This is a genomic window from Streptomyces sp. NPDC026417 (assembly GCF_055567695.1).
On the sequence record NZ_JBVHPY010000002.1, the window covers coordinates 470,779 to 497,451 of the forward strand.

At 71.3% G+C, this 26,673-nt stretch carries 25 protein-coding genes; 17 read left to right on the forward strand and 8 right to left on the reverse strand.

What is annotated here, in order from left to right:
- The first annotated feature begins 75 nt into the window (after positions 1-75).
- The 9 genes from ACZ4NT_RS04870 to ACZ4NT_RS04910 all read left to right on the forward strand — a co-directional run bounded on the left by ACZ4NT_RS04870 (position 76) and on the right by ACZ4NT_RS04910 (position 7,654).
- Positions 76-801 carry a cupin domain-containing protein gene (locus ACZ4NT_RS04870; protein WP_467723451.1) on the forward strand — a complete coding sequence of 242 codons (726 nt, stop codon included), beginning with the start codon at positions 76-78 and terminating at the stop codon, positions 799-801.
- Positions 798-1,883, forward strand: coding sequence for a hypothetical protein (locus tag ACZ4NT_RS04875; protein ID WP_467723453.1), 1,086 nt, complete (start codon positions 798-800; stop codon positions 1,881-1,883). The genes ACZ4NT_RS04870 and ACZ4NT_RS04875 overlap by 4 nt, the downstream gene beginning before the upstream one ends.
- Positions 1,880-2,968 carry a hypothetical protein gene (locus ACZ4NT_RS04880; protein WP_467723455.1) on the forward strand — a complete coding sequence of 363 codons (1,089 nt, stop codon included), beginning with the start codon at positions 1,880-1,882 and terminating at the stop codon, positions 2,966-2,968. Before ACZ4NT_RS04875 ends, ACZ4NT_RS04880 begins: the two co-directional genes overlap by 4 nt.
- Position 2,969: 1 nt before the next feature.
- Positions 2,970-3,122: a hypothetical protein gene (locus tag ACZ4NT_RS04885; RefSeq protein WP_183117210.1), complete on the forward strand. Its 153-nt coding sequence runs from the start codon at positions 2,970-2,972 to the stop codon at positions 3,120-3,122.
- 1 nt (position 3,123) lies between these two features.
- Positions 3,124-3,987 (forward strand): hypothetical protein, encoded by an 864-nt coding sequence (locus ACZ4NT_RS04890; protein WP_467723456.1) that lies wholly within the window; start codon positions 3,124-3,126, stop codon positions 3,985-3,987.
- Between the two features lie 52 nt (positions 3,988-4,039).
- Entirely contained in the window at positions 4,040-4,549 is a 510-nt protein-coding gene (locus ACZ4NT_RS04895) for a hypothetical protein (RefSeq protein ID WP_467723458.1), read from the forward strand.
- 129 nt (positions 4,550-4,678) lie between these two features.
- Entirely contained in the window at positions 4,679-6,454 is a 1,776-nt protein-coding gene (locus ACZ4NT_RS04900) for an asparagine synthetase B family protein (RefSeq protein ID WP_467723460.1), read from the forward strand.
- Between the two features lie 53 nt (positions 6,455-6,507).
- Complete coding sequence (locus tag ACZ4NT_RS04905; protein ID WP_467723462.1) at positions 6,508-6,978, forward strand: acyl-CoA dehydrogenase family protein; 471 nt, start codon at positions 6,508-6,510, stop codon at positions 6,976-6,978.
- Between the two features lie 22 nt (positions 6,979-7,000).
- Positions 7,001-7,654 (forward strand): histidine phosphatase family protein, encoded by a 654-nt coding sequence (locus tag ACZ4NT_RS04910; RefSeq protein WP_467723464.1) that lies wholly within the window; start codon positions 7,001-7,003, stop codon positions 7,652-7,654.
- 31 nt (positions 7,655-7,685) lie between these two features.
- Here the strand turns inward: ACZ4NT_RS04910 and ACZ4NT_RS04915 are convergent, their stop codons facing one another.
- The 6 genes from ACZ4NT_RS04915 to ACZ4NT_RS04940 all read right to left on the reverse strand — a co-directional run bounded on the left by ACZ4NT_RS04915 (position 7,686) and on the right by ACZ4NT_RS04940 (position 13,868).
- The gene (locus ACZ4NT_RS04915; RefSeq protein WP_121408770.1) at positions 7,686-8,294 is read right to left on the reverse strand and encodes a TetR/AcrR family transcriptional regulator; all 609 of its coding nucleotides are present in this window, start codon (positions 8,292-8,294) and stop codon (positions 7,686-7,688) included.
- Between the two features lie 486 nt (positions 8,295-8,780).
- Positions 8,781-10,376 carry a succinic semialdehyde dehydrogenase gene (locus tag ACZ4NT_RS04920; protein ID WP_467723466.1) on the reverse strand — a complete coding sequence of 532 codons (1,596 nt, stop codon included), beginning with the start codon at positions 10,374-10,376 and terminating at the stop codon, positions 8,781-8,783.
- A 15-nt stretch (positions 10,377-10,391) separates the two neighbouring features.
- Entirely contained in the window at positions 10,392-11,312 is a 921-nt protein-coding gene (locus ACZ4NT_RS04925) for an acetoacetate decarboxylase family protein (RefSeq protein WP_467723468.1), read from the reverse strand.
- A 127-nt stretch (positions 11,313-11,439) separates the two neighbouring features.
- On the reverse strand, positions 11,440-11,658 hold the full coding sequence (locus ACZ4NT_RS04930) for a hypothetical protein (protein WP_467723470.1): 219 nt from the start codon (positions 11,656-11,658) through the stop codon (positions 11,440-11,442).
- 44 nt (positions 11,659-11,702) lie between these two features.
- Positions 11,703-12,947: an NADH:flavin oxidoreductase/NADH oxidase family protein gene (locus ACZ4NT_RS04935; protein ID WP_467723472.1), complete on the reverse strand. Its 1,245-nt coding sequence runs from the start codon at positions 12,945-12,947 to the stop codon at positions 11,703-11,705.
- Between the two features lie 318 nt (positions 12,948-13,265).
- Positions 13,266-13,868 carry a TetR family transcriptional regulator gene (locus ACZ4NT_RS04940; protein WP_467723474.1) on the reverse strand — a complete coding sequence of 201 codons (603 nt, stop codon included), beginning with the start codon at positions 13,866-13,868 and terminating at the stop codon, positions 13,266-13,268.
- Between the two features lie 201 nt (positions 13,869-14,069).
- Between ACZ4NT_RS04940 and ACZ4NT_RS04945 the strand changes: the two genes are divergently transcribed.
- The 4 genes from ACZ4NT_RS04945 (at position 14,070) to ACZ4NT_RS04960 (ending at position 17,737) form a co-directional block, all read left to right on the forward strand.
- Positions 14,070-14,783, forward strand: a complete 714-nt coding sequence (locus tag ACZ4NT_RS04945; RefSeq protein ID WP_467723476.1) for a type 1 glutamine amidotransferase domain-containing protein — start codon at positions 14,070-14,072, stop codon at positions 14,781-14,783.
- A gap of 52 nt (positions 14,784-14,835) precedes the next feature.
- Positions 14,836-16,269 (forward strand): aldehyde dehydrogenase family protein, encoded by a 1,434-nt coding sequence (locus ACZ4NT_RS04950; RefSeq protein WP_467723478.1) that lies wholly within the window; start codon positions 14,836-14,838, stop codon positions 16,267-16,269.
- Positions 16,266-17,372 carry a saccharopine dehydrogenase family protein gene (locus ACZ4NT_RS04955; RefSeq protein ID WP_467723480.1) on the forward strand — a complete coding sequence of 369 codons (1,107 nt, stop codon included), beginning with the start codon at positions 16,266-16,268 and terminating at the stop codon, positions 17,370-17,372. The genes ACZ4NT_RS04950 and ACZ4NT_RS04955 overlap by 4 nt, the downstream gene beginning before the upstream one ends.
- A gap of 152 nt (positions 17,373-17,524) precedes the next feature.
- Complete coding sequence (locus ACZ4NT_RS04960; RefSeq protein WP_147464432.1) at positions 17,525-17,737, forward strand: hypothetical protein; 213 nt, start codon at positions 17,525-17,527, stop codon at positions 17,735-17,737.
- Positions 17,738-17,764: 27 nt separating this feature from the next.
- On the opposite strand, the gene ACZ4NT_RS04965 is transcribed toward ACZ4NT_RS04960, so the two are convergent.
- The gene (locus tag ACZ4NT_RS04965) at positions 17,765-18,334 is read right to left on the reverse strand and encodes a TetR/AcrR family transcriptional regulator (protein WP_121408760.1); all 570 of its coding nucleotides are present in this window, start codon (positions 18,332-18,334) and stop codon (positions 17,765-17,767) included.
- A 194-nt stretch (positions 18,335-18,528) separates the two neighbouring features.
- Here ACZ4NT_RS04965 and ACZ4NT_RS04970 point away from each other — a divergent pair, with 194 nt between their 5' ends.
- The gene (locus ACZ4NT_RS04970; RefSeq protein ID WP_467723482.1) at positions 18,529-20,757 is read left to right on the forward strand and encodes an MMPL family transporter; all 2,229 of its coding nucleotides are present in this window, start codon (positions 18,529-18,531) and stop codon (positions 20,755-20,757) included.
- Positions 20,758-20,968: 211 nt separating this feature from the next.
- Complete coding sequence (locus ACZ4NT_RS04975; protein WP_467723484.1) at positions 20,969-21,937, forward strand: NAD(P)H-quinone oxidoreductase; 969 nt, start codon at positions 20,969-20,971, stop codon at positions 21,935-21,937.
- A gap of 79 nt (positions 21,938-22,016) precedes the next feature.
- Here ACZ4NT_RS04975 and ACZ4NT_RS04980 read toward each other — a convergent pair whose 3' ends face one another.
- Entirely contained in the window at positions 22,017-23,210 is a 1,194-nt protein-coding gene (locus ACZ4NT_RS04980) for a PucR family transcriptional regulator (protein ID WP_467723486.1), read from the reverse strand.
- 145 nt (positions 23,211-23,355) lie between these two features.
- On the opposite strand from ACZ4NT_RS04980, the gene ACZ4NT_RS04985 reads away from it, so the two are divergent.
- Both ACZ4NT_RS04985 and ACZ4NT_RS04990 read left to right on the forward strand, forming a co-directional pair.
- Positions 23,356-24,843 (forward strand): long-chain-fatty-acid--CoA ligase, encoded by a 1,488-nt coding sequence (locus ACZ4NT_RS04985; RefSeq protein WP_467723488.1) that lies wholly within the window; start codon positions 23,356-23,358, stop codon positions 24,841-24,843.
- A 150-nt stretch (positions 24,844-24,993) separates the two neighbouring features.
- Positions 24,994-26,511: a catalase gene (locus ACZ4NT_RS04990; RefSeq protein WP_121408756.1), complete on the forward strand. Its 1,518-nt coding sequence runs from the start codon at positions 24,994-24,996 to the stop codon at positions 26,509-26,511.
- Positions 26,512-26,673: the final 162 nt, after the last annotated feature.

Genomic DNA, 26,673 nt, shown 5'->3' on the forward strand with positions numbered 1-26,673 from the left:
GATCAACGCCTTACCATTCGCGTACTTGCCGGGGTGGGCATGGGGGGACTCTTGTTCGGTGATGTTCAGGGAAGCGTGCCGGGTACGGCTACCGTCGGGAAGGGCCGGAGCGGGGTGGGGGACCTGCCGGGCGGTGTGCGGCTGTACCGGCTGCTGCCCGACGGCTCGATCGTCCTCGCTGACCGGGACGGCGCCCGCGACCTCGGTCCGGAGCACGATCTCCTGCGGTTCATCGACGACGGGCAGTTCGCCCACTACCTGGTGGGCGACGCAGCCACCTCGCCCGAGCGTCCCTCCAACGCCACCGTCAAGCTCGGTGTGGTCGGCCCGCGCAGCGCCTTCACCCCGCACGCGCACGGCGGTGAGCACTTCGTTCTCAGCCTGGGCTACGCGTCCTGCGGCCTCTACGACGCCGACCGCGACCGGGTCACGGAAGTCCCGCTCACACCGGGCGAGTTGATACGGATCCCCGAGATGATGCCGCATTCCTTCGCCAATCGGGACACTTCTCCGCTGACCATTCTGGCCGCCAACACCGGCTACGGCATCGACCACGAGGACTACGCGATCACCGCCCCCGAGGCGGACCGCAGGGCGGCGGGCCCGGCGGACGGAACGGTCGCGCCTCCCGGCTCCACCGGCACCAGCACCCTTGCCCGCACCGACTACCTGGCGCTGGCCGCCGCCCTGCGTGACATCGAGCGGGTCCAGCGGTTGCGGGGAGCGGGTGTCACCACCGTCAAGGAACGCCTGGCCGCCCGGCTGCGGCGGCTGGCCCACCGACTGGAGGGCCCCGCGTGATCTGTCCGCACTGCGAACAGTCCCTGCTGCGCAAGGAACGCCCCGGCAACGTCTGCGGCAAATGCGGCCGCAGGTACGCACTGGACCCCAAGACCAACCCCCTGGACCTGAACGACCTCCGTGTCCGCCGCGTCGCCGCCAAGCTCACCGAGGACGGCCGACTGCGCTGCACCACCGGCCAGTTGTGGTACGCCCTGTCCCGCAAGTCGCTTCAGAACACCGATGTGGACATGGGCTGCGGCGGAGTGGCCGCCCTGTTCGGCCTCTTCATCGGCGTCGCCGGGCTGGCCAGCGATGCGGTGCTCTTCGCGCTGATGGGGGGTCTGCTCCTGGTCATCGCCCTCGGCTACCTCATTGCGGGGGCGTCGGGATGGAGACGAGGCCGGCCCCGCGTCTCCCGGGAGTCCTTCCGTACCGAGTTGATGCGGGAGTGGAACGACGTCTACGGCTCGCTCCCGCCGGGGGTGATCAGCGACAAGGAGTATCCCTCACCTCGACCGTCCCCTCGTGCCTCCCGTACCGCCGGGGACCGTTCGGCGGTGCCGGCAGCCGAGCCCGCGTCCGACGGGCCCGTGCTGCTCTGCCCGGACCCGTCCGTTGCCGTCTTCCTGGATGCCGCCGGCCTGCCCGCCCGCCACGGGCTGCGCCTGGTCGCCACGCCCGACGGACTGCCCGCCGCCCTCGACCCGTCGGGCCCGGGAACGGTCCTGGTGCTCCACGACGCCGACGCCGCGGGCCTCGCACTCGTCCACCGCGTGCGCGCGACGTACCCCGGACACCGGGTCGTGGACCTCGGACTGCCTCCCGACGCCGCGCGGGACCGTCCGAACGCCGTGCCCGTACGGGGCGAGCCGCCCGGCGACGCTGTCATGGAGGTACTTCGACGCAGCGAGGAATACCCCCCCGACCAGCTGAAGCGCCTGTCCAAGGGCTGGGGGCTGCCCCTGGTCGCCGTCCCGCCCGCCAAGCTTCTCGCGGTCGTCACCCGAGCCGTCGAGCGCGCCGGCACGGCCACCGACCCGGAACATCGGCGCGCCGCCTCCCTGGGCTTCATGACCTGGCCCGGCGGAGGCGGCACATGATCTGCCCGCACTGCCAGACCTCCCTGCCGCGCAAGGAACGCACCAACAGCGTGTGCTCCCACTGCGAGCGGGCCTTCGCCCTCGATCCCAAGGTGCACGGCCGCGGCATGCACGACACGCGGATCGAGCGCATCGCCCGCACCCACACCGACGAGGGCCGCCGCACGGTCACCCTCACCCAGCTGTGGTACCTGGCCCGCGCCGAGAACCGCACCTGGGACGCGGCTCCGCGCAGCGGTCGCTCACCATGGGTGGGACGCACGGCTGCGGTGGTGCTCGTCGCGGGACTGGCGGTGCTCGCCGTGCGGATGCCGCACATCGCCCACGCCGGTCTGCTGTGGTGGGGCAGCGTGGGCGCGGCCGTCGTCGTGTACCTGCTGGCGAAGGGGCGGCCGCGCCGGCCGGCCCTCAGTGCCGGCGCATGTGTGGAGCCGTACGCGCACGCATTCCGGACCATGATGCTCGGCCGTTGGGTGGAGGTCTACGGCGGCTTGCCACCCGGCGTCGTGGACGACGAGGCGGCCGGCGACGCCGCGTTCCTGCCCAGGGACCGGACCCGGCAGGAGCGGGCGGTGGCGCTGCTGTGCCCGGACCGGGCGGTACGCGTCTTCCTGTCCGTCAACGACTTCCCGCACCGGCTGGGACTGACCCTCGCCGCCCGGCTCGCCGATCTGCCGCCCACCGGGCCCGTGGTCGTCCTGCACGACGCGAGCGCCCGCGGCTTCCAGCTGCTGGCCGACGTGCGCGCGAACCGCCCCGACGCGGTGGTCGTGGACGCGGGCCTGCCGGTGAAGGCGGTCCGGGGCAACCGCGGGGCCGTCGTCCTGCACGAGATTCCCCCCGAGAGGGTCAGGTCCGGCGAGGCCGGCTGGCTCCGGCGGATGGAACGGTTCGCCCCCGAGGACGCCGCATGGCTGAGCCGGGGCTGGCTCGGCCCGGTCGCCGCGGTCCCCCCGGCCCTGGTGGAAGCGTCCGTCGCCCGAGCCGTCGAGCGGGCCCGCAGTGCCCCGGAGCCGGCACACCGGCGGGCCGCCGAGCTCGGATTCCTGAGCTGGCCGCAGTCACCCGAGCTGGAGGGCATCTGACATGCGAGTCCTCGTCGAGCCGCACGCCGCCGCGATCTCCAAGGGCGTTGCTGCGCCGGTCGCCGCTCTGCGCGCGGCACCGGCGCGCGGGCACACCGCCGGGCTCGGGCTCGGGAACCAGCCGCAGCCGTCGCCCGGGAAGGACGCGAACTGACATGCCTACCTTTATCGACCCGCCGGTGTCATCGCGACCGGTCCCGCGACTGGTTCTGCAGCGGGCGATCGGCGTCGCCGCCCGGCGCGCGGCCCTGCCTGGCGGGATCCGCTACATCGAACGGCAGCTGTACTACGAGACCTGCCGCGTCCTGAGGCCGACTCCCGCGCCGCTGCGACGCATCCCGCACAGCCAGCGCCCGCCCCTCAGGCTGTCCCGCTTCACCGAAGCGCTGCGGGGACTGGAGCCGGCCGGTCTCCTCCCGCCCCCGCACCGTGCCGCCCCGACGGTCGGCGGGCCCGCGCGCGAGCCCGACCTCTACGCCTACGGGCTGCCGCGCCTGCTGATCTGCCAGGACCGTTCCATCGCCTGGATGCTGCTGGCCAACCACGTCCACCTGGAGGCCGCCTGCCCCGTCCTGAGCGCGGCCGACGACCTGCCACTCGATCCCCGGCTGGTGGCGGCGCTGGAGCGGGCCGAAGGCGCCACCGTGCACGTCCTGAACGACGCGAGCCCCGCCGGCGTCACCCTGCCGGCCCGGGTGCGCGAGCAGCTGGGGCCGGTGCCCGGAGTACGGGTGGCCTCGCTCGGCCTGGTGCCCCGGCACGCCCGGACCCTGCGCCTGGTGACCGGGCGCGCACCCGGACCCGTCCCCCCACTCGGCCCGCTGCCTCCGGGGCTGCGGCCCGAGGAGGTCGCCTGGCTCGCGGGCGGCCGCTTCGCGGAGGTCGCCTCGGTGGCGCCGGCCCGGCTCCTGCGCGCCGTACTGCGCCTGACCCGCGGTCCCCGCCCGGCCCGGCACTCGGTCTGGGGCGAACTGCGCGAACTGCGCACCGCGGGGTTCATGACCTGGCCCGACGCATGATCGGACGCCGACCCGAGGACCGTATGCCCGACCACCGCAGACCCGAGGACCGATGAGCATGATCCGCCCCCGCGAAATCGGCTACACCGACGAATTGCTCGCCGACGGCAGCGTCCACCGCACCTACGAGGACGGCCGTCAGGAATGGCGCCGCCGCGGCCCGGATGGCGTGGTGGACTGGCACGACGACCGGGGCGGCGCGGGCACCGACGAACTGCTCGGGGACCGGATCGTCAAGCGGCTGCTCGCCGACGGCACCGTGACCTACGGGCGGGACATCGGCTACGGCCGGACGCTGTGGGGCAGCGGCGACACCGTGATGATCAACCGGACGTCGTTCGGCGGCCGGATGGGAGCGATCCTCGCCGGCCTCGGCGTCACCGGACTCGCGGTCACCGCCGCTCAGTTGCCGCCCGCGCACCTGACGCCGGAGGAGGAGGAAGAACTGCGCCAGCAGGCCCAGAGCTCGTCAGCCTCGGGCGGCGACGGCGGCGGGGACGACTGGGACGGAGGCGACTGGAGCGAGGGCGAAGACGGCTGGAGCGACGACGACTTCGGCTGACCGGGTGCGTCGCGGCGCTCCGGACCGGGGCGCCGCGTGCGCACCATGACGCACGTACGCGCACGGTCCACCTCCCCGAAGAGCGCGCGGGCGCAGCCGGACACAACGACGAAAGGACTCCCTCGCTCCATGGCACGTTTCTGCGTCTGTCTCGGCCCGGATCCCGGCCACCCCGACGTTCGGCCCGGGGCCGCCGACGCTCACCTCACCGCCATGGGGGCTCCGCCTCTCGCGCCGGGACTGGCACTGCTGCCCGACGAACCCGGGTACGCCGAGGGGCCGTTCGAGGCGTCCGGAATGCGCGCCGTCGGTGAGGTCACCCTGCACAACCGCGCCGACCTGCTCGCCGCGCTCGTGACAGCCGGCGCCCCCGCCCCGCCCGGCTGCAGCGACGGCGAGGTGCTGCTGCGGCTGTGGGCCCGGCTCGGCGCACCGGGCGTCGCACTCGCCGAGGGTATGTTCGCGCTCGCCGTCCTCGACGGCCGCGACCTGGTGCTGATCCGCGACCACGTCGGCGCCCGCACCCTCTTCTACGCCCGCGCCGGCGACACCTGGGCCGCCGCCACCTCCCTGCGCGCCCTGCGCCGCTGGCCCGCACTGGGCACCCGGATGAACCTCTCCGCCGTGCGCTCCTTCCTCACCTTCGCCTACCTGCCGGGCGAGGAGACGCTGCTGGAGGGCGTGCGCGAAGTGCTGCCCGGACGGGTGGTGCGGCTGGCGGTCGACGGGACCCTCAGCCAACGGGTGTACTGGGAACCGCAGGAGAGCCACGGCGAGCCGGGCGGGCCACGACCCGATGACACGTACGCCCTGACGCTGCGCGCCCTGCTCGAAGAGGCGACCGCGCGCCGGCTGCCCGAGGCCGAAGCCGTCGCGGTCCTGCTGTCCGGGGGCGTCGACAGCTCCCTCGTCACCGCGCTCGCCGCGAAGCTGCACAGTCACCCCGTGCACACCTACTCCATCAGTTTCGGCGGCGAACTCCCCAACGAACTGGGCTACTCCGGGCTCGTCGCCGCCCACTGCCACACCCGGCACCGGGTGCTGACCGTGTCCGGTTCGGCGGTCGCGGCGCGGCTCGCCGAGGCCGCCGCCCTGCTCGACAGCCCGGTCGGCGACCCGCTGACCGTGCCCAACCTGATGCTCGCGGAGGCAGTCGCGGGGGACGGGCTCGGCATCGTCCTCAACGGGGAGGGCGGAGACCCCGTGTTCGGTGGTCCGAAGAACCTGCCGATGCTGGTCCAGGAGATGCACACCGGGGCGCCGGGGGCGGCAGACGCGCCCTGGTACGAGGACCGGGCCACCGCCTATTTGCGCTCCTACCGCAAGTGCTGGACCGACCTGCCCGACCTGCTGACCCCCGACGCGCTGGCCGCGTTGGACTCCGCCCCGGCCCCGCAGCGCTTCGTCGAGCCCTACCTCACCGGCCCGGACCGGATGACCCACCTGCTCGACCAACTCCTGCACTGCAATCTGCGGACCAAGGGCGCCCACCACATCCTCACCAAGGTCGAACGGCTCACCGCCTCCCAGGGGCTCCAGGGCCGCGCCCCCCTCTTCGACCGGCGCGTCATCGACCACGCCTTCGCCACCCCTCCCGCCCTCAAACTGCGGGGCACGGCCGAGAAGTCGGTGCTGAAGGAGGCCGTACGCGACCTGCTGCCCGCCACCGTGGTGGACCGGCCCAAGAGCGGGATGCGGGTCCCGGTGCAGCAGTGGCTGAGCGGACCGCTCCGCGAACTGGGCGGTGACCTGCTGCTGGGGCGCGCGGCCCGGCAGCGGGGGCTGTTCCGGCCCGCCACCGTCCGCACCTGGATGCGCGGCGAGGGCACACTGCTGCCGCGCCAGGGCGGCAAGCTGTGGCTGGTCCTCACCCTGGAGCTCTGGTTGCGGGCGTACGACCTGTGACCGCCGGAACCCTCACTGCTGTACGGTCCGCAACCGCGACGGACGTACGGCCCATGACCCCGCAGCCAGGCCGACGCTCGGCGTGCGGCGAGAACCAGCCGTGGAGGCAATCGCACCGTGACGCAGGCACAGCCGCCGCCCTCAGTGAACCGTCCCAGGTCGAAGCCGCCGTTCCCGTCATGGCCTGTGAGGTGATCGACATGGCGATCCAACTCCACGGCGGCGCCGGCCTGTCCGACGACTTCCCGCTCACCGCCCCGATGGCCGCCGCCCGCGGGCTGCGCCCAGCCGACGGCCCCGACGAAGTCCACCTCGGCGTCGTGGCCCCAGCGAACTCAACCTCCCCGCGTAGCCGACGCAGGGACCGCCAGGAAATGGCGGCGCACCACCGGACAGCTCCGGACTCAGGGCGAGCTGTACCACCACAAACAGACCCGCAACCGGCCTTCCGCAACTTCCGGCCGGCCGTCAACCACCTCGACCACCGCTGCCGTGCGGTCATCCGCGGCGGCACTGGATACTGACAGAACGGACGAAAGAGCCACCATGCCGCTCATCTGCCTTGTCCGCCACGGCCAGGCCTCCGCCACCGCCGAGGACTACGACGTCCTGTCCCACCTCGGACGGGCTCAGTCGACCGCTGTCGGCCACGAACTGGCCCGCCGGGGTCTGCGCGATCCGTACCTCGTCTCGGGCACTCTGAACCGTCAGAGGGACACGGCCCGCCTCGCCGCGGAGGCGGCCGGATACAGGCAACCCCTTCAGCAGGACGCAAGCTGGAACGAGTACGACCACCTCGCCTTGATCGCCCGCTACGCCCCAGCGTCGCAGCAACCCCAGCCGATGCCGATACAGGACCTGCTCGACCACGCCCTGCTGGGATGGATGACTGACCCCGACGCGGCCGACGGTGCAACGTGGGCTGCGTTCTCCCAGCGGGCCGCAGCCGCGTTGTCCGACCTGACCGCCGTGCTCGGTCAGGGGAGAGACGCAGTCGTCGTCACCTCGGGCGGCCTTCTCGCTGCCCTGTGCGGCACCCTGCTCTCTCTGCCCCACGAGAGCGTCGTCGCACTCAACCGCGTCAGCGTCAACGCCTCCGTCACCACCCTGGCAGTGGGTGAGTCAGGAACCACGCTGCTGACCTTCAACGAGCACGCCCACTTCGCCGGCGACAGAAGCCATATGCGCACCTACCGCTGAGCCGGTTTGGGCAGGCAAGGCCGCGGACAGCCTAGATCGCCGTCGGCCCGGTCGTTGCCTGAGCCATCGCCGGGGACGCGTTGAACAGTGCATGGACGGCGGCCTGGACCTGTGCGGCGACGATGTCGGGAGTGGAGGAGTCGAGTTTGCCGTCGAGGTGCAGGAACGCCAGGCCGTGAACCAGGGCCCACACGGTGGTGGACAGCGCGTCCGCGTCCACGCCGGGGAAGGTGGCCCGGACGATACTGCGGACGTACTCCGAAATGGCGGCGGTCGCGGCGACCCGTTCGGCGCTGGTCGGATCGCAGGGCTCGGCAAACATGGCCCGGAACAAGGCCGGGTGTTCCAAGGCGAACTGAACATAGGCGACGGCGACCGCGGCAAGTTCGTCGGGGGTCGAGGGCGCGGGATGAGCCTCGGCCAAGTGCTGGGCCAGCTCCCGGTAACCCTCGGCAGCCACCGCGGAGACGAGCGCGTCTCGGTCGGCGTAGTGGCGGTAGGGGGCCGTGGCCGACACCCCGGCGCGCCGGGCCACCGCGCGCAGCGACAGAGCCGCGCTGCCGTCCTCCTCGAGGAGCTCACGCGCGGCGCGCAGGCAGGCGGCACGCAGGTCGCCGTGATGATACGTGTCATGAGCCATAGGTCACATTCCCCACTATTTACGCCGCTTACATTCTCTTTCTGATGTGAACGTCGCATACATCGTATGTGATCGAAAAGGGAAGGGGGAAGCAGGGTGGTCAGCGAGCTGTTCTCGTCACCCCATGCATCGCCCCTGTCGTCACCTGTGTCCGCCTCGCCCCCCGGAAGCAACCCCGGTCTGGAATCACCCGGCCATCGCGCTGACACCGCAACGGCTCAACAGCGCAAGGTCTTGCGTCGCCATCGCGGCCGGCTGTGCGAGGCGCATGGCGTGGGCGGGTGGATCACCGTTGCATGGTGCTGTCGGCGCCGGTGTCCTTCCAAAGCCTCTGCGGTCGTATTCCCGAAGAAATCCCGGTCTGCACGGGCTTGGCGGTTGCGATGCCATCGGGTACGCGTCTCCCGACGGACCGGTTGGAGAGGGTGGGTCTGCTGTCCCCCTGGAGCTGCCCAGCCGGGGCAGCTCCAGGATGGCGGTCGCGGTTCAGCGGACGCCGGCCGCCTTGAGTGCCTTCAGTGCTCCGGTCAGGAGAGCGGCCCAGGACTCGGGGCTGATGCCCGGCGGTGGGTAGAAGCCCTGGATGCGCTGGTGGGCGATGGTCTGCGGTTCGGTGTACTTGAGGATGCCGTCGGCGCCGTGCCGGCGGCCGAGTCCGGAGTCGCCCATGCCGCCCATCGGGGCGTCGACGCTGCCCCACGCGGCCGCGAAGGCCTCGTTGACATTGACGGTGCCGGCGTGGACGCGGGCGGCGACGGCCCGGCCGCGGGCTCCGCTGCGGCTCCAGACGCTGGCGTTGAGGCCGTACGCGGTGGCGTTGGCCAGGGAGACGGCCTCGTCGACGTCACGGTAGGTGTAGACGGAGACGACCGGGCCGAAGGTCTCGTGGCCGTACAGCGTCATCTCGGGCGTGACGTCGGTGAGGATCGTCGGCTCGTAGAACAGGGGACCGAGGTCGGGCCGCGCCTTTCCGCCGGCGAGGACGGTGGCGCCCTTGGCGACGGCGTCGTCGACGTGCTCGGTGACGGTCTTGAGCTGGGCCGGGGTGGTGAGGCTGCCGACGTCCATGCTGTAGTCGTAGGCGGCGCCGATCTTGAGCTTCCTGGCGCGCCGAGTGAACGCGGCGACGAACTGGTCACGGATGGACTCGGCCACGTACAGGCGCTCCACGGAGACGCACAGCTGGCCGGCGGAGGGGAAGCAAGCGGCGACGGCGCCGTCGGCGGCCTTCTCGATGTCGGCGTCGTCGAGGACGATCATGGGGTTCTTGCCGCCGAGTTCCAGGGACGCGCCGATGAGGCGCCGGCCGGCGTCGGCCGCGATCTGGCGCCCTGTGGCGGTGGAGCCGGTGAACATCATGTAGTCGGCGTTGTTCATCAGCGCGTCGCCGATGGAGCTGCCCCGGCCGATCACCATCTGCCACACGCCCTCGGGCAGCCCGGCCTCGTACATGAGGTCCATCGACCACAGGGCGGTCAGGGCGGTCTGGGTGTCGGGCTTCTGCACGACCGCGTTGCCGGCCATGAGGGCGGCGATGGTGTCGCTGGCCGCCATGCTCAGCGGGTAGTTCCACGGCGAGATGACGGTGACCACGCCCTTGGGGTGGCGCAGTTCGGTGGTGTGGGTGAGCAGCGGTATCGCGCCGCGGCGGCGCTTGGGGCCGAGGTACTTGGCGGCGTTGCGCGCGTAGTAGCGGGAGACGATGCCGATGTCGACGACCTCGAGGAAGGCGTCGCGGCGGGTCTTGCCGTTCTCGGCCTGCATCAGGTCGAGCGCCTCGTCCTGACGGGCCAGGATCAGGTCGTGGTAGCGCAGCAGGATCTTCTTGCGCTCCGAGACCGGCGTGGCGGCCCAGGCCTTCTGCGCGGTACGGGCGCGGACGAACGCGGCCTCGACGTCGTCGGGGGTGGAGACCGGGAGGTCGGCCAGGGGGACGCCGGTGTAGGGGGCGGTGGTGGTGACGCGTGCGGCGTTCGGCGCGGCCGAGACGCGGTCGGTCAGCCGCTGGAGGAAGGACGGGGTGACGGTTGCGGGAAGACCCAGACCGCGGGCGGTCGTCGGGCCGGCGGACGACGTGGGCATGGCGGGGCTCCTTCGTTACTTGTCGCGGCTCTGGACCGAGGTGGGGACCGGCATATGCAGTGCGGCCTGACCCTCTGTCATGACGTCGAACTGGATGGTCCGCTTCGGCTTGAGCGAGCGAAGGTCGTCGGACATGCGGCCCTCGCCGAGCTGGAGGGCGATGCCGCTGGTGTTGCGCGTCGTGCCGGCGTTCAGCACGTTGGTCTGGTTCAGCGTGGAGTGCCACGCGCCGTCGATCCGCGTGTACGAGGTCAGCGAGCCGACGCGCTCCCCGCTCACGTAGGCCTTCTGGGTGGGGGTGTTGGCCAGCAGCGACAGGTCGACCCCGCCGGAGTCGTTGGCCACGCGGGCGGTTGTGCGGTGGTGGTTGATGTCGACGTCGAGGTCGGTGACCCACTTGGGGAATCCGTAGCCGTCGTGGCCGCGGACCTGGGCGATCTCGGTGCTGACCGGCAGCGACAGGACATATGAGTCGAGGTGCTCGTTCTTCAGGCCCGTGACGAGGTCGAAGAAGCCGAGCCTGCCGTGGCGCGCGGGCTTGACCGCGATACCGACGGCCGCCTCGGTGTAGAAGTCGATGTCACACACGTCGTAGCGGAAGAACATGACCGAGACCAGGCCGAGGCCGGGCACGATCTCCAGCGGTGAGAGCTCCTCGGGCAGCCGGGAGCGGATCGCGCGGGAGGGCGCGAGCATCGTGAGCCGGGCGGTCGAGATGGTGTAGTAGAAGTTCGGGGTGAGCGTGGGGCCGATCGGGGAGTCGACCTTGATCTTCGGGAGCTTCCGGAAGAAGTCCACGTTGCTGACGCGCGGGTCGCGGGCGATCGTGTCCAGGTCCGGGGCCATGCGGTAGCGGTCGTACATCCCGCCCTTGGGGACGGTGACCTCGCGGCCTCCCAGGTCGACCTTGACGATGTCCTTCTGGTTCGACGGCATGACGTTCTTTCCTCACTCTGATGTAAGCGGCGTATACATTGAACTGTAGGACGCCATGTTTGCAGCGTCAACACTGAGGATGGGGGAATGCCCAGGGGGATGCCCCCACATATCGGGGAGTCCCCGCTCATCGCCCCTTGCCGAGCCGCCGGTAGGCGTTCGAGAGGATGCTGGACCACACAGTGGCCACCCCTCCGGGCAGGGTCGCGGGCTCGTGCGTGTCCTCCGCCTCGTGGGGCTCGGCCGATGAGACCTCTGCCCGGGGCGGCGCGGGGCGTGGCAGGGAGCCGCCGCCGGCCGAGGGCCCCTCGCTCAGGTCCGCGTCGTGCTGGGCCGGCTGCGCCATCCCCGTACTCCCTGTCGTGCCTCGGCGGTGCGGAGCGGTGCCGTTCAGGTCGCGCTCTGGCGCTTCGACAGCCAGGCGCGGTAGCCGCGCAGTGCCTTGCGCTGCAGGCGCCGTTCGGAGACCAGGGAGATCGCCGGGTGGCTGCCGGGCCTGGTGCCGCTGCCGCGGGCGAGGCGGCGCATCTGGTGGCGCACCTGGGCCATGCTCGCGGCGGAGGCGAGGGCCTTGTCGGACCAGTTCACCTGCCGCAGCTGCCGGTCGGCCTCGCGATCACGGCCCCAGCGGTCGGGCAGGTCGGGGGTCACGGCCAGCGCCGTACCCATGCCGATGACCGCGACGCCGCTGTCGAGGACCTTCTCGGCGGTCGCTCGCCTGGTGATGCCTCCGGTGAGCATCAGGGGCAGCGGGCTATCCCTGACCAGGTCCTTGGCCAGGTCCAGGAAGTACGCCTCCCGGGACCGGGTACGGGCGTCGGCGGAGCGGCCGGTCATGGCCGGGCTCTCGTAGCTGCCGCCGGAGAGCTCGACCAGGTCGACGCCGAGCGGCTCGAGCATCGCGATCACCTGGCGGGCGTCGTCGGCGTCGAACCCTCCGCGCTGGAAGTCGGCGGAGTTCAGCTTGACCGCGACGGCGAAGGAGGGGGAGACGGCGGCGCGGACGGCGCGGACGATGTCGAGCAGCATCCGGGCGCGGTTTTCCAGGGGCCCGCCCCACTGGTCGGTGCGCTTGTTGACCAGAGGGGAGAGGAACTGGGACAGCAGGTAGCCGTGCGCCGCGTGGACCTCGACGCCGTCGAAGCCGGCCTCCTCGGCGCGTCGAGCGGTCGTCGCGTACCGGGCCACGGTCTCGCGGATCTGCTGCGGGGTCATGGCGGTCGGCTTGCCGAAGCGGCTGCTGTGCTTGCCCAGGCTGACGCCGATGTCGGTCGGGCCCCACACCACGCCGGGCATGTCGGAGGCCACCTGGCGGCCGGGGTGGTTGATCTGCATCCATATCGCACCGCCGCCGGACTTGCCGGCCTTGGCCCACTCGACGAACGGGTCCAGGGGCGCCTTCTCGTCGAGCACGACGCCGCCGGGCCCGGTGAGCGCCTCGGCGTGCACCATGACGTTGCCGGTGATCAGCAGTCCGGTGCCGCCGGCGGCCCAGCGCCGGTAGAGCGTGAGCAACTGCTCGTCGGGAAGCTGGCCGTCGCCGGCCATGTTCTCCTCCATGGCCGCCTTCGCGATGCGGTTCTTGAGCACCGCCCCGGAGCGCAGGGGGAGCGGTGAGAACAGGTCGGTGGTCATAAGGATCTCTCTCTCGCGTGGAGCACCGAAAATGTTTGCATCACTCACATTAGAGCCTGATGTGAGTGATGCAAACATTGGGAGGTGTGTGCTGCGTCGCAGAGGGCGGGCCTTTGTCCGCGGTCGAGCCCCGGGTCGTCTGCCGGTCGGTCTCGGTGGTCGCGCCCGTGAGGCGGCGTGACCGGGCGGCCGGCGCCGCCCTCGATCGCGGGCACGCGGCAGCGCCCCGGCCGCGCCCAGTGGGGCGGCGGGCTTGGCAGGGTCGAAGCGCGTCGCCTCGTGGAGTGGCGGGGGTGTAGGGGTGGCCCGGTGGGCCGGTCAGGCGTGCGGGATCCGCACGAACCCGAACACGTCGTCGACGAGCCCGGCGAGGGAGAGATCCGCGCCGGCCTCGGACCAGCGCACCAGGGCGACGTCGAAGCAGCCGAGTGCGGTGTTGATCATCGTGTGGGCCCTGAGGTCCGCGTCCGGGGTGTCGGGGCCGATCCGGGACGCGAGCTCCGGCGCGAGGGCGTCGGTCCAGGCCAGGTGCTTTTCGAGGTAGCGCGCGCGCAGGCCGGGCGTGTGGCAGATGACGCGGGTCGCCCGCTTCCAGGGCCCCGGATCGGCGTCCATCTGTTCGGCCGCCGTGCGGAAGGTGTCCCGCAGGGCGTCCCATGCCGGGCTTCCGTCCAGGTGCCTGAGCAATTCGTCCCGGACCTCCTCCGCGGTCGGGATGCGGTCGCCGAAGACGACGTCCTCCTTGCTGCTGAAGTAGCGGAAGAAGCTGCGCTGGGAGATGCCCGCCGCCGCGACGATGTCGGCCACGGTGACCTGGTCGAAGCCGGTGCTGTCGAAGAGTTCGAGGGCCGTGTCTGCCAAGGCATCGGTGACGGCCTGGCGAGTCTTCATGCGCAGGCCGCGCGCTGTCGTCTCCCTCATGCGGGAAGCCTACCAGTGTCAAACCTGGCAGTCTGTGCCAGTAATGGCGTACGGTGTCAGCGGGGAGTGCGCGGCTGCGGCCTGGACCGGTCGCACGCACTCCGTGACGGACAGATGATGGTGAGATCCCTTTGTGGTGCATCACGCCGATGCAGCCGTCGGAACGTCCGTGAATCCACGTCGCCAAGAGGAGCGTCTGTGATGACCAGGGTGTTGTTCGTCGTGTCTGCGGCTGATCGGTGGACGTTGCGGGACGGGGAGGTGCACCCGTCGGGCTACTGGGGCGAGGAACTCGCGATGCCGCACAAGATCTTCACCCGGGCCGGATGGGAGATCGCGATCGCGACGCCGGGCGGACGGATCCCGACGCTCGACCGACTGAGCATGTCGAGGACGGCGGGGTGGCCCTCGAAGCTGCGCGAGGTCGCCGCGTACCTGGATTCCATCCAGGACGAGTTGAACAGTCCGCGGTCACTGGACGAGATCGATCCCGACGACTTCGACGTGGTGTTCTACCCGGGCGGCCACGGTCCGATGGAGGACTTGTCGGTCGACCCGGTCTCCGGCGCGCTGCTCACGCGGGTCCTGTCGTCGGGCAAGCCGCTGGCGCTGCTGTGCCACGCGCCGGCGGCCGCCTTCGCGGCGCAGAACGAGGACGGTTCCTGGCCGTTCACCGGCTACCGGATGACGGGGCTGTCGAACATGGAGGAGAAGTTCAACAGCTTCGGCCGCAAGGCGATCTGGCTGCTGGAGGACCGGCTGCGGGAGAGCGGCGCGGAGTACTCCAAGGCGCGCCTTCCGCTGCGGCCGTACGTGGTCGTCGACCGCAACTTGTACACGGGACAGAACCCGCCGTCCTCCGAACGCCTCGCCGAGCGGATCGTCGCCGACGTCGAAGCGGCTTCGGCCCGTTAGCCGCGACCGCCACCGCGCAGTCCCGACCCCTCGGATGGAAGGACCGGCACCCATGACCGGCACCACCGCCCCCGTGGCACGGCAGCACCAGGACATCCCGGAGACCGTGGCACGACTCCGGAACACCTTCGACTCGGGCGTCACCCGGCCGATGACCTGGCGCCGACGCCAGCTCCAGGCCCTGCGACGCATGCTCCTGGACCACACCTCGGCCATCGAGGAAGCCCTCTACGACGACCTCCGCAAAGGACGCACCGAGTCGCACCTCACCGAGATCGGCGGAGTCCTGGCCGAGACCGAACACGCCCTGCGCCACCTCGGCCGCTGGACGAGGCCCCGACGGGTCGCCGTGCCCCTGAACATCAAGCCGGCGACGGCCCGCATCCACCCCGAACCCCTCGGCGTCTGCCTCATCATCGCGCCCTGGAACTATCCGCTGACACTCACCCTGAACCCGCTGGTGGGCGCCCTGTCCGCCGGTAACGCGGCCGTCGTGAAGCCGAGCGAACTCGCCCCCGCCACCAGCGCGTTGCTCGCCGACCTGCTGCCCCGCCACCTGGAGGCCGTCGCCGTCGTCGAGGGAGCCGTCGAGGAGACGACGACGCTGCTCGCGCAGCGCTTCGACCACATCTTCTACACCGGCAACGGCACGGTCGGTCGCATCGTCGCAGCGGCGGCGGCCAAGCATCTGACCCCGGTCACCCTCGAACTGGGCGGCAAATCACCCGTCTTCGTCGACGAGACCGCCGACATGGCCGTCACCGCGCGCCGGCTGGCCTGGGGCAAGTTCACCAACGCCGGCCAGACCTGCGTCGCACCCGACTACGTCCTCGTCACCCGCGCCGCCCGCGACTCCCTGCTGGCCGCACTGCCCGGAGCCGTCCGGGAGATGTTCGGCGTGGAGCCCCGGACGAGTTCCGACTACGGGCGGATCGTCAACGACCGCCACTTCCACCGGCTGACCGGCCTCATGGGCGCGGGCGACCTCCTCACCGGGGGCGACTTCGACGCGGAGGACCGCTACATCGCCCCCACCGTGCTGACCGACGTGCCGCCCCAGGCGCCCGTCATGACCGAGGAGATCTTCGGCCCGGTCCTCCCGGTCCTGACCGTACGGGACGTCCACGAGGCTATCGACTTCATCAACGCCCGCGACAAGCCCCTCTCCCTGTACGCGTTCACCCGCGACAAGGTTGCCCGGCAGGCCCTGCTGGAGCAGACCTCGTCCGGAGGGCTCGTGTACAACGCCCCGATGATCCACCTCGGCGTACCGAACCTGCCGTTCGGCGGCGTCGGGGAATCCGGCATGGGCGCCTACCACGGCAAGGCGTCCTTCGACACCTTCAGCCACCCCAAGCCGGTCCTCTCCAAGCCCACCCGGCCCGACACCCTGCGCCTCGTCTACGCACCGCACACCTCCCGGTCCTTCGCCCTCATCGCCAGGGCCGTGTCCCGGACGCACCCCCTCCTCGGGAGGAAGCGATGACCGGCCGCACCGTCCTGCTCGGCGCCACCGGCTACACCGGTGACCTCGTCCTCGGCGCACTGCTGCGCAGAGGCGTCAGGCCCACCCTGGCCGGGCGCAACGCCGCCGCCCTGTCAGCACTGGCCGAACGCTCCGGCGGACTGGACCACCTGGTGGTCGACGCCGCCACCCCCGACGGTCTGCGCAAGCACCTGAACCCCGGTGACGTACTGATCACCACCGTCGGCCCCTTCGAACGCTTCGGCTTCCCCGTCGCGCAGGCCGCAGCCGACGCCGGCGCCCACTACCTCGACTCCAGCGGTGAGGTCGGATTCGTCCAGGCCCTGCACGCCCGGCACCACCGACGCGCCCGTGAGACCGGCGCGGTGATGCTGCCGGCCTTCGGCTACGACTACGTGCCCGGCATCCTCGCCGCGGCCCTGGCCGTCCGGAAGGCGGGACCGACCGCACGCGCCGTCGACGTCGGCTACTTCGCCACCGGCCCCATCTGGCGCGGGATCAGCCAGGGCACCCGCGCGACCATGCGCGACGGCATGACCCTGCCCTCGGCCCGCCTGCACCGGCACCGGCTCGTCGACGAACGCACGGCCTCCCGCGTGCACCGCTTCACCGTGCGGGGCCGCCGCAGGTCCGCGTTCCTCGTCTCCGGCACCGAAGTGCTGTTCCTGCCGGAGGAGTTCCCGGACCTCGACGACATCACGGTCTACAACGGCTGGTTCTCCGGACTCAGCCGCCCCCTGTCCCTCTACTCGGCCCTCGTCGACGCCACCACACGGCTCCCTGCGGGCCCCAGAGTGAGCGACGCGCTGACCCGGCCGCTCCTCATCGGCCCGCCCGGCGGCCCCGACGCGGCCCTGCGCGAACGGATCCCCTCCCACGTCGTCGCCGTCGCCTCCGCGGGCAGCCGGAGCAAGGCCCCGCTCGCGGAGATCCACGTCGAAGGACCCAACCCCTACACCCTCACCGGCGAACTCATCGCCTGGGCCGCCGACCGCCTCGCCACCCGATCCGGCGCCACACCCGGCGTGGTGGGCCCCACCACCGCCTTCGGCGTCGACGCACTCCGCCAGGGATGCGCCGAAGTCGGCCTCGTCACCGTCTGACCCGCGAACGCCGGGACCGCGCCGGCGGAACGTCCGCACGACGGTCCCGGGCCGCCCCGCACAGGACCCTCCCGTCAGGCGTCCGCCAGGTGGATCCCCTTGGTCTCCCGCATGAGCCGGCATGCGATGCCCTGAGCGCGCACAGCAGCGTGATGCAGACGCTGGAGAGCCGGGCCATGCCGTACTACTCACCTCACCCGGGCGTCCGTCACCTCTCGATCGACGACCATCCCGACTCGATCCTCGCCGTGGCCCACCGCGGCGACCAGGTGAGCCCGCCCGTCGCCGAGTTCGTTGATGCCGCGAGGACGGTCCGGGACCGCGAAGCCGGCCTTCTCCGGACGATCCAGGGCGGCGCGGGCTGAGCCGAGGGGAGGCGGACGGGCCCCGGATCAGCCCGGCTGCAGGGTGGCGGCCGCGGCGCGGATGAAGGCCATCGCCGTCTCCAGGTCCCCGGGCTCCGACCGGTGGGTCAGCTCGCCGATGACGCTCGCCACGGTGGCCGCCAGGATGCGCGGGGCGAAGTCGTCCGCGCGCCAGCCCTGCTCCTCGGCCAGGAGCCGGGCGCCGTCCTGCACGGCATCGGTCAGCCGACCCCGGCACAACCCCTTGAGCTGCGGGTTGGCCTGGAGCATCCGGTCGTGGAGCTCGTCGAACTTGCCCGGGTCGTCGGCCTGTTCGCGCAGCCACTGCTCCACCGCGTCGATGATGCCCTGCCCTGCGGGCCGGGCGCGCAACGCCGCCGACAACTGGTCGACGAACGTGTTGAAGTGCGCCATCGCCAGTTCCAGCTTGGTCGGGAAGTACAGCGTGACCGTACGGGGGGAGACCTCGGCCGCCTCGGCGATGTCGGCGATGCTCGTGGCGTCGAAGCCGCGTTCGGCGAACAGCTCGTAGGCGGCGGTGAGGATCGCGTCCCTGCGCCGCGCCTTGCTGCGTTCCCTGAGGCTGTCACCCGTCATGGACGCAAGATTACCACCGGTAGCTAAATTACCGTTGACTGTAAAATTGCGTTACTGTGCAATGAGTGGGTTGGAGGGAGTGTGCGGCGACCGGGCATCCCGGTCGCCGCACGCCTGTCGCTCTGTTCCTCCGCCACCCCTGTGCCTCCCTGACGTCCTCTCGATCAGGGACTCGACCGGTTAGGAATTCTTCGATGGCCTCACGCCTGTACGCCTGGGCGCGCTGGATGGTTCGCCGGCGCCGCTGGGTGATCGCGACCTGGATACTCGTTCTCGCCGTCGTCGGCGGCCTGGGGGCGGCACTCCACGGAAAGACGTCGACGGAGTTCACCATCCCGGGAGTCGAGGCGCAGGAAGCGCAGGACCTTCTCAAGGAGAAGTTCCCCCCGGCAGCCGGCGGCGTCGTGCGCATCGTGGTCGCCGCCCCCGAGGGGAAGACGGTCACGGACCCGGCGCAGCAGAAGGTCCTCGACGGCGTCCTGCGCGACGCCGCGAAGGTGGACGGCGTCGTCGACGTCTCCCGGCCCGCCGAGGCCGGCGCCATGTCGGCCGACCGGACCATCGCCTACTCGGACGTCCGGTTCGAGGACGAGGCCCCCGAGGTGACGGAAGAGGCCAAGGAAGAACTCGGTACCGCGGTCGAGCCTCTCCGTGACGCCGGGATGCAGGTCGAGTTGGGCGGCTCCGCCATGCTCCCGCAGACCGAGGCGGGCGGCCCGGCCGAACTCGTCGGTGTCGTCATCGCCTTCGTGGTCCTCGCCGTCGCGCTCGGCTCCCTCGTCGCCGCCGGACTGCCCCTGCTGACCGCTCTCCTCGGCGTCGCCGTCGGCCTGCTCGGCACGATGTTCGTCTCCGGCTTCGTGGAGATGACGGGCACCGCGAGCGTGCTGGCCCTGATGATCGGCCTCGCCGTCGGCATCGACTACGCGCTGTTCGTCATCTCCCGGCACCGCGAACAGCTCGCCGACCCCGACACCGACTGGGAGGAGTCGATCGCCCGCGCCACCGCCACGGCCGGCAGCGCCGTGGTCTTCGCCGGCGCGACGGTGGTCATCGCCCTCGCCGCCCTGGCCGTCACCGGCATCCCGTTCCTCACGATCATGGGCCTGGCCGGCGCCGGAACCGTGCTGATCGCCGTCCTGGTCGCCATCAGCCTGCTCCCCGCCGTGCTCGGAGTCTTCGGCGAGCGGATGCGCCCGCGCCGGCCCGAGCGGAAGAGCGGGCGGAGGAACCGCGCCCCCGGCTCCTGGGGCCTGGCCTGGGCCCGCGGCGTCACCCGCACCCCGGCCGTCGTCCTCGTCGCCGGCATCCTCGGCCTGGTGATCCTCGCCCTGCCCGCCCGCGACCTGCGCCTCGGCCTGCCCAGCTATGCCGCCCAGCCCGAGACCAGTACCCAGCACAAGAGCTACGACCTGCTCAGCGAGGGTTTCGGCCCCGGCTTCAACGCGACCCTCATCACCGTCGTCGACACCGAGAAGATTCCGCAGGACCAGCGGCAGGGCGCCGTGACCCGGCTGCGCGGCACGCTCGCCGCCGACAAGAACGTGGCCGCGGTCTCGCCCGCCGTGCCCAGCCCGTCAGGTGACGTCGTCGTCATGGCCGTGGTGCCGAAGTCGAGCCCCGACGCGGAGGCCACCACCGACCTGGTCCACCGGATGCGCGACCAGGCCCCCGAGGTCGCCGCCGTGGGCGGGGCCCTCTACGTCACCGGACAGACGGCCATGGCGATCGACGTCGCCGACAAGCTCGGTGACGCACTGCCCCTGTTCATCGGCGTCATCGTCCTCCTCGCCCTGCTCCTGCTGGCCATCGCCTTCCGGTCCGTCCTCGTCCCCCTCAAGGCGGCGCTCGGATTCCTGCTGTCGGTGGGCGCGAGCCTGGGCGCCTCGGTCTGGGTGTTCCAGCAGGGGCATCTGAACGGTCTGCTCGACGTGTCGGCCGTCGGACCGGTCACCAGCTTCCTGCCGATCCTGCTGACCGGTGTGCTCTTCGGTCTCGCCATGGACTACGAGGTGTTCCTCGTCAGCCGGATGCGCGAGGACTACGAGCACCGCAAGGACGCGGCCGGCGCGGTCGCCCGGGGCGTCTCCAGCAGCGCCCGGGTCGTCGTGGCCGCCGCACTGATCATGGTCGCGGTCTTCGGTGGCTTCATCTTCAACGACGACCCGATCGTCAAGGCCATCGGTTTCTCGCTGGCCTTCGGAGTCTTCATCGACGCCTTCGTCGTCCGCATGACGCTCGTGCCCGCCGCCATGGCCCTGCTCGGACGACGTGCGTGGAGCATGCCCCGCTGGCTGGACCGGCTGCTCCCGGACGTCGACATCGAGGGCGCGCGGCTGCCCGCCCCGGCTCCGGCCCCCTCGGCCGGGCCCTCACGGGCCGGGAAGAAGGCGCCGCGCCACGAGGAGGCGACGCGGGTCTGACCGGGCCGCACCCAGCTCCGAGGCCGCTGACGTTCGTGGGGGACGTCGACGGCCTCGGTCCGTTCCCGGCACCTTCCGCACGGCGTGAGCGGGCGGGGGTGGAGCAAATGTTGACGCTGCATACTTCCCGAGCTAATGTATGTACTGTAAACATTTGGCTCTCGTGTACAGGGGTTCTTGTGCACAGGGCAGAAGCACGAACGGAGTTGTCATGAAGGCTGTGTCGATCACGGAGCACGGTGGCCCCGAGGTTCTGCAGTGGGTGGAGGCCGAGGACCCGGTACCCGCGGCGGGCGAAGTGGTCGTCGACGTGGTGGCCGGCGCGCTGAACCGCGCGGACGTCATGCAGCGGTGGGGCCTGTACCCGCTGCAGCCGAGCTGGTCGCCGTATCCGGGCCTGGAGGTCTCCGGCCGCATCAGCGCGATCGGTGAGGGCGTGACCGGCCGGCAGGTGGGCGACGAAGTCTGCGCGCTGCTGACGGGCGGCGGTTACGCGCAGAAGGTCGCCGTCCCCGCCGGGCAGCTGCTCACGATCCCGAAGGGGGTCGGACTGGCCGAGGCCGCGGGGCTGCCGGAGGCCACCGCCACGGTGTGGTCCAACCTCATCATGACCGCCGGCTTGAAGCCGGGGGAGACGCTGTTGGTGCACGGCGGTGCCGGCGGCGTGGGGACGATGGCGATCCAGATCGCCAAGGCCCTGGGCGCCCGCGTGGTCACGACGGTGGGCGGCGCGGAGAAGGCCGCCCAGGCGCGGAAGCTGGGCGCGGATCTGGCGATCGACTACCGGACCGAGGACTTCACCGAGCACGGTCCCTACGACGTGATCCTCGACGTCGTGGGGGGTGACTACCTGGAGCGCAACGTCGACTCGCTCGCCGCCGACGGCCGGCTGGTGGTGATCGGCCTGCAGAAGGGGCTGGACGGCCGGCTGAACCTCGCCGACATCGTGTTCAAGCGGGCCTCGGTGCACGGCACGACGCTGCGGACGCGGTCCAAGGAGTACAAGGCCGAGGTCGTGGCCGAGGTGCAGAAGAACGTCTGGCCCATGATCGAGAGCGGCGCGGTGCGGCTGGTCGTCGACCGGACCGTGCCGATGGCGGACGCCGCCGAGGGGCATCGCCTGATGGAGGCCGGCGGCCACCTCGGCAAGATCCTCCTCCTCAACGAGGACGACGCCTGACGCGCGCGGCGCGACCGACTCGCCGGGAGCGGGGCTCGGCCGTCGCCACAGGCGGCGCCCCGTACCGGCGGCTCCGGCGTCAGCCGCCCTCCGCCGACGGGCCGGCGGACGCCGGCATCCGGCCGCGGACCGCCAGGAGCGCCGCACCGATGTCCGCCGTCGTGCGCGGGTCGGAGAGGGACCGGCCGGTCAGTTCCTCGATGCGCCGGATGCGGTAGCGCACGGTGTTGGGGTGGACGAAGAGGCTCTGGGATGCGGCGTTGGCCGAGCCCCCGGCGGCGAACCAGTGCTCCAGGGTGTGCAGAAGCCGGGAGCGTTCCGCGGCCGGCAGCCCGAGGACCGGCCCGAGCGACACCTGAGCCAGGCGGGCCGCCTCGGCGGGAGCCGCCGCGACGACCATGGCCAGCGGATCGTCGTCGAACCGTGCGACGCCGGGACCGGGACCCGGCAGCGCGGCCAGGGCCAGACGCGCGAAGCGCAGGTTGTGCGGGGCGCTCCGCAGGGACGGGAACGACGGGCTGATCCCCACCCGGGCACGACTGCGCCGCAGGATACGCAGGCAGACGTCCTCCGCCGCGGTCGTGGGCAGCGCGATCAGGGCGAGCTGCTGGTCCGGCAGCGATCTCCATGCGGAGGGAAGCCCCGCCTGCCGCAGCAGCGCCTCCGCACCGGCGAGGGGCTCCTCGCCCGGAGCGCCGCCCTCCGCGACAGCGACGGCATAGGGACCCTGCTCGGGCAGCCCCAGCTCCCGGGCGGCCCCCCACAGGGTGTGGTCGGTGATGACACCGGTGAACAGCGCCTCCACCAGGGCGGCACGCCGTGCCTGCCCCTGTGCGGACAACTCGGTGGCCCTCCTCCGGTAGGCATCCGCCACCGCTTCCGCGTACCGGCCCGACAGCGCCCAGAGCTCCGCGGACGCCGAGACCAGCAAATCGTCCGAGACCTCCGGGCGGGTCCGCGCCTCCGCGACGATCTCCGTCCACACCAGCTCCGACCCGATCCGGTACGCGCGCAGCGTGTCGGCCAACGGAACACCCTGCTCCGCCCTGAGCCGCCCGGTCTCCCGGGCGGCCTCCGCGTCGAGGGCCTCCTTGCACTCGAAGTGGGTCAGGACGAAGTCCGCGTTGGCGTGGCAGGAACGTCGCAGGGACTCGAAGGAGACCAGCCCCTCGTCCTTGTAGGCCTCGACCTCCGTGCGGATGCGCAGCGCCATCCTCTCGGCCAGGCCGGGCAGCCGTGAATGCAGCGCCGCAGCGACGCCCGAAAGGTCCATGACCGCAGCTTATCCCCACCCTTTTGTCCCCGGGAACAATCCCAGGGGGTGAGCGCTGTCCTCGGGGCCATAGGACCTGCCGGAGGACGGCTGGAAGATGTCGACGATGTAAACATCGGGTGATCTCGTGTTACGGAGGCGGGTCATGGCCAATCTGGCAGGGTTCCTCGTGGAGACGGCGCAACGGCAGCCGGAGCGTCCCGCGCTGCGCCTGGGGGAGCAGGTCATCACGTACGCGGAACTGGACGACCGCACCGCCCGCGCCGCCGCCCTGCTCAGGGCGGAGGGCGTACGCCCGGGAGACCGGGTCGCCCTGATGCTGCCCAACGTGCCCGAGTTCGTCGTCCTCTACTACGGCGCCCTGCGCGCCGGAGCGGTCGTCGTCCCGATGAACCCGCTCCTGAAGACCAGGGAGACCGAGTTCCACCTCACCGACTCCGGCGCGGTACGACTCTTCGAATGGCACCAGGCGCCGGGCGAGGGAGCCAAGGGAGCGGCCGTCGCGGGAGTACGGCACACCGCTGTCGAACCCGCCGCGTTCGCCGCGGCACTGGCCGGGCACGCAGCGCGCCCCGACATCGCCGACACGGATGATGACGACATGGCCGTCCTGCTGTACACCTCCGGTACCACCGGCCGCCCCAAGGGGGCCGTCCTCACCCATGCCGGTCTGCGGCACAACACCGAGGTCAACAGCATCGAGGTGCAGCGGATGACCCCGGAGGACGTGGTGGTGGGCTGCCTCCCGCTGTTCCACATCTTCGGACAGATCTGCACCATGAGCGCGGCCGTCCGCAGCGGCGCCTCCCTCGTCCTGATCCCACGCTTCGAACCGGGAGCCGTCCTGGACGCCGTCGCCCGCGAGCGGGCCACCGTCTTCGAGGGCGTCCCGACCATGTACGCGGCGCTGCTCCAGCATCCGTCGGACGCCGACGTCTCGGCGCTGCGGATGTGCATCTCCGGCGGGGCGTCGCTGCCGGTGGAGATCCTGCACGGTTTCGAGCGCCGGTTCGGGTGTCCGGTCCTCGAGGGCTTCGGCATGTCCGAGACCAGCCCGGTGGTCACGTTCAACCACCCCGACCGCCCTCGCAAGGCCGGCTCCATCGGTACGCCCATCCGGGACGTGGAGGTGCGGCTGGTGGACGACGCGGGCCGGGACGTGGCCCCCGGCGAGATCGGCGAGCTGGCCGTCCGGGGACCGAACGTGATGAAGGGCTACTGGAGGCGGCCCGCTGAGACGCAGGCCGCCGTCCCCGACGGCTGGCTGCGCACCGGTGACCTCGCCCGGGCCGACGAGGACGGCTACCTGTACATCGTGGACCGCAAGAAAGACCTGATCATCCGCGGCGGCTACAACGTCTACCCGCGCGAGATCGAGGAGGTCCTCCACGAGCACCCCGCCGTCGCCCTGGCCGCGGTGATCGGCGTTCCGCATCCCGAACTGGGCGAGGAGGTCGCGGCGGCGGTCGTGCTCCGCCCCACCGGTCAGGCCACGGCCGATGAGCTGCGCGAATACGTGAAGGCGCAGGTGGCGGCATACAAGTACCCGCGCCGGGTGTGGCTGGTGAACTCGCTGCCGCTGGGGCCGAGCGGCAAGATCCTCAAGAGGGAGATCGTTCTGCCGGCGGTGTGACGCCGCACCTCCCGAGGGGCGTGTGCCGGACCGCAGGGCAGAGGGGGGCGTTTGCGTCCCCCGTTTCGGGTGACGCGACTCGGGGGAGCGGTACGTGTGCCCCCGCGCGGGGAACCGCTCCCGAAGACCCCGTGGAGGAGAGGCAGCACCATGACGGACATCCGGCCGACCACCACCGATTCGGGCGCCCCCGTGGAGAGCGACGAGCACTCGCTCACCGTGGGACCGGGGGGACCTGTCCTCCTTCAGGACGCCTACCTGATCGAGCAGATGGCCCAGTTCAACCGGGAGCGGATCCCGGAGCGCCAGCCGCACGCCAAGGGGAGCGGGGCATTCGGCCACTTCGAGGTGACGCACGACATCAGCCGGTACACCAAGGCGGCGCTGTTCCAGCCCGGTGTCCGCACCGATCTGGTCGCCCGCTTCTCGACCGTGGCCGGTGAGCGCGGCAGCCCGGACACCTGGCGCGACCCGCGCGGCTTCGCGGTGAAGTTCTACACCAGCGAAGGCAACTACGACATGGTCGGCAACAACACGCCGGTGTTCTTCGTGAAGGACCCGATGAAGTTCCAGCACTTCATCCGGTCGCAGAAGCGCCGCGCGGACAACAACCTGCGCGACCACGACATGCAGTGGGACTTCTGGACCCTCTCGCCGGAATCCGCCCATCAGGTGACCTGGCTCATGGGAGACCGCGGTATCCCGCGGACCTGGCGCCACATGAACGGCTACACCTCGCACACCTACATGTGGATCAACGCCGAGGGCGAGCGGTTCTGGGTGAAGTACCACTTCAAGACCGACCAGGGCATCGAGTGCTTCACCCAGCACGAGGCGGACCAGATGGCCGCCGTCGACACCGACTACCACACACGCGATCTCTTCGAGCACATCCGGGACGGTGACTTCCCCAGCTGGACCCTCCACGTGCAGATCATGCCGTACGGGGAGGCGGCGGGATACCGCTTCAACCCATTCGACCTGACCAAGGTCTGGCCGCACGGCGACTACCCCCTCATTCCCGTCGGCCGCATGACGCTCGACCGCAACCCCACGGACAACCACGCCGAGATCGAGCAGGCCGCCTTCCAGCCGAACAACCTGGTCCCGGGCATCGGACCGAGCCCGGACCGCATGCTCCTGGCCCGCCTGTTCTCCTACGCCGACGCGCACCGTCACCGGATCGGCGCCAACTACCAGCAGCTCCCCGTGAATGCGCCGGTCGTCGACGTCCGTACCTACTCGAAGGACGGCGCGATGGCCTACCGCAAGACGACGGACCCGGTGTACGCGCCGAACTCCAAGGGCGGCCCGGCGGCCGACACCGCACGCTACGGCAGCCCGCCCAGCTGGGAGGCGGACGGCGAGATCACGCGCGCCGCCTACGTCTCCCACGCGGAGGACGACGACTGGGGGCAGCCCGGCACCATGGTCCGCGAGGTCTTGGACGACGCCGCCCGCGATCGGCTGGTCGACAACGTGGTGGGACACCTCCTCAACGGCGTCACCGAACCCGTCCTCGAGCGGGCCTTCGCGTACTGGTCGAACATCGACGAGACCATCGGCAAGCGCATCGCGGACGGGGTCCGGGCCAAGGCCCACGAGAAGGACCCCAAGGCCGCCGAACAGAGCAATCCCGCCCGGCGCACCATGCAGGACAAGGCCTGAGCGGGTAGGCGCGTCCTCCTCCGTTCAGAACCACCGGCGAGGGGGGGGGGGGGGGGGGGCTCCCCCTCCCCCCCCCCCGGGGGGAGGGGCGCCACACAGCCAAAAGCAACACACCAACAAACCCACAACCACCACCCCCCCCCCACAAACACAAACCCACTC

Bases quoted from the DNA above. Each gene is read 5' to 3' on its own strand.
- ACZ4NT_RS04880 (WP_467723455.1), top strand. From the start codon at position 1,880: ATGATCTGCCCGCACTGCCAGACCTCCCTGCCGCGCAAGGAACGCACC.
- ACZ4NT_RS04885 (WP_183117210.1), top strand. From the start codon at position 2,970: ATGCGAGTCCTCGTCGAGCCGCACGCCGCCGCGATCTCCAAGGGCGTT.
- ACZ4NT_RS04890 (WP_467723456.1), top strand. From the start codon at position 3,124: ATGCCTACCTTTATCGACCCGCCGGTGTCATCGCGACCGGTCCCGCGA.
- ACZ4NT_RS04895 (WP_467723458.1), top strand. From the start codon at position 4,040: ATGAGCATGATCCGCCCCCGCGAAATCGGCTACACCGACGAATTGCTC.
- ACZ4NT_RS04900 (WP_467723460.1), top strand. From the start codon at position 4,679: ATGGCACGTTTCTGCGTCTGTCTCGGCCCGGATCCCGGCCACCCCGAC.
- ACZ4NT_RS04905 (WP_467723462.1), top strand. From the start codon at position 6,508: ATGACCCCGCAGCCAGGCCGACGCTCGGCGTGCGGCGAGAACCAGCCG.
- ACZ4NT_RS04910 (WP_467723464.1), top strand. From the start codon at position 7,001: ATGCCGCTCATCTGCCTTGTCCGCCACGGCCAGGCCTCCGCCACCGCC.
- ACZ4NT_RS04915 (WP_121408770.1), bottom strand. From the start codon at position 8,294: ATGGCTCATGACACGTATCATCACGGCGACCTGCGTGCCGCCTGCCTG.
- ACZ4NT_RS04920 (WP_467723466.1), bottom strand. From the start codon at position 10,376: ATGCCCACGTCGTCCGCCGGCCCGACGACCGCCCGCGGTCTGGGTCTT.
- ACZ4NT_RS04925 (WP_467723468.1), bottom strand. From the start codon at position 11,312: ATGCCGTCGAACCAGAAGGACATCGTCAAGGTCGACCTGGGAGGCCGC.
- ACZ4NT_RS04930 (WP_467723470.1), bottom strand. From the start codon at position 11,658: ATGGCGCAGCCGGCCCAGCACGACGCGGACCTGAGCGAGGGGCCCTCG.
- ACZ4NT_RS04935 (WP_467723472.1), bottom strand. From the start codon at position 12,947: ATGACCACCGACCTGTTCTCACCGCTCCCCCTGCGCTCCGGGGCGGTG.
- ACZ4NT_RS04940 (WP_467723474.1), bottom strand. From the start codon at position 13,868: ATGAGGGAGACGACAGCGCGCGGCCTGCGCATGAAGACTCGCCAGGCC.
- ACZ4NT_RS04945 (WP_467723476.1), top strand. From the start codon at position 14,070: ATGACCAGGGTGTTGTTCGTCGTGTCTGCGGCTGATCGGTGGACGTTG.
- ACZ4NT_RS04950 (WP_467723478.1), top strand. From the start codon at position 14,836: ATGACCGGCACCACCGCCCCCGTGGCACGGCAGCACCAGGACATCCCG.
- ACZ4NT_RS04955 (WP_467723480.1), top strand. From the start codon at position 16,266: ATGACCGGCCGCACCGTCCTGCTCGGCGCCACCGGCTACACCGGTGAC.
- ACZ4NT_RS04960 (WP_147464432.1), top strand. From the start codon at position 17,525: ATGCAGACGCTGGAGAGCCGGGCCATGCCGTACTACTCACCTCACCCG.
- ACZ4NT_RS04965 (WP_121408760.1), bottom strand. From the start codon at position 18,334: ATGACGGGTGACAGCCTCAGGGAACGCAGCAAGGCGCGGCGCAGGGAC.
- ACZ4NT_RS04970 (WP_467723482.1), top strand. From the start codon at position 18,529: ATGGCCTCACGCCTGTACGCCTGGGCGCGCTGGATGGTTCGCCGGCGC.
- ACZ4NT_RS04975 (WP_467723484.1), top strand. From the start codon at position 20,969: ATGAAGGCTGTGTCGATCACGGAGCACGGTGGCCCCGAGGTTCTGCAG.
- ACZ4NT_RS04980 (WP_467723486.1), bottom strand. From the start codon at position 23,210: ATGGACCTTTCGGGCGTCGCTGCGGCGCTGCATTCACGGCTGCCCGGC.
- ACZ4NT_RS04985 (WP_467723488.1), top strand. From the start codon at position 23,356: ATGGCCAATCTGGCAGGGTTCCTCGTGGAGACGGCGCAACGGCAGCCG.
- ACZ4NT_RS04990 (WP_121408756.1), top strand. From the start codon at position 24,994: ATGACGGACATCCGGCCGACCACCACCGATTCGGGCGCCCCCGTGGAG.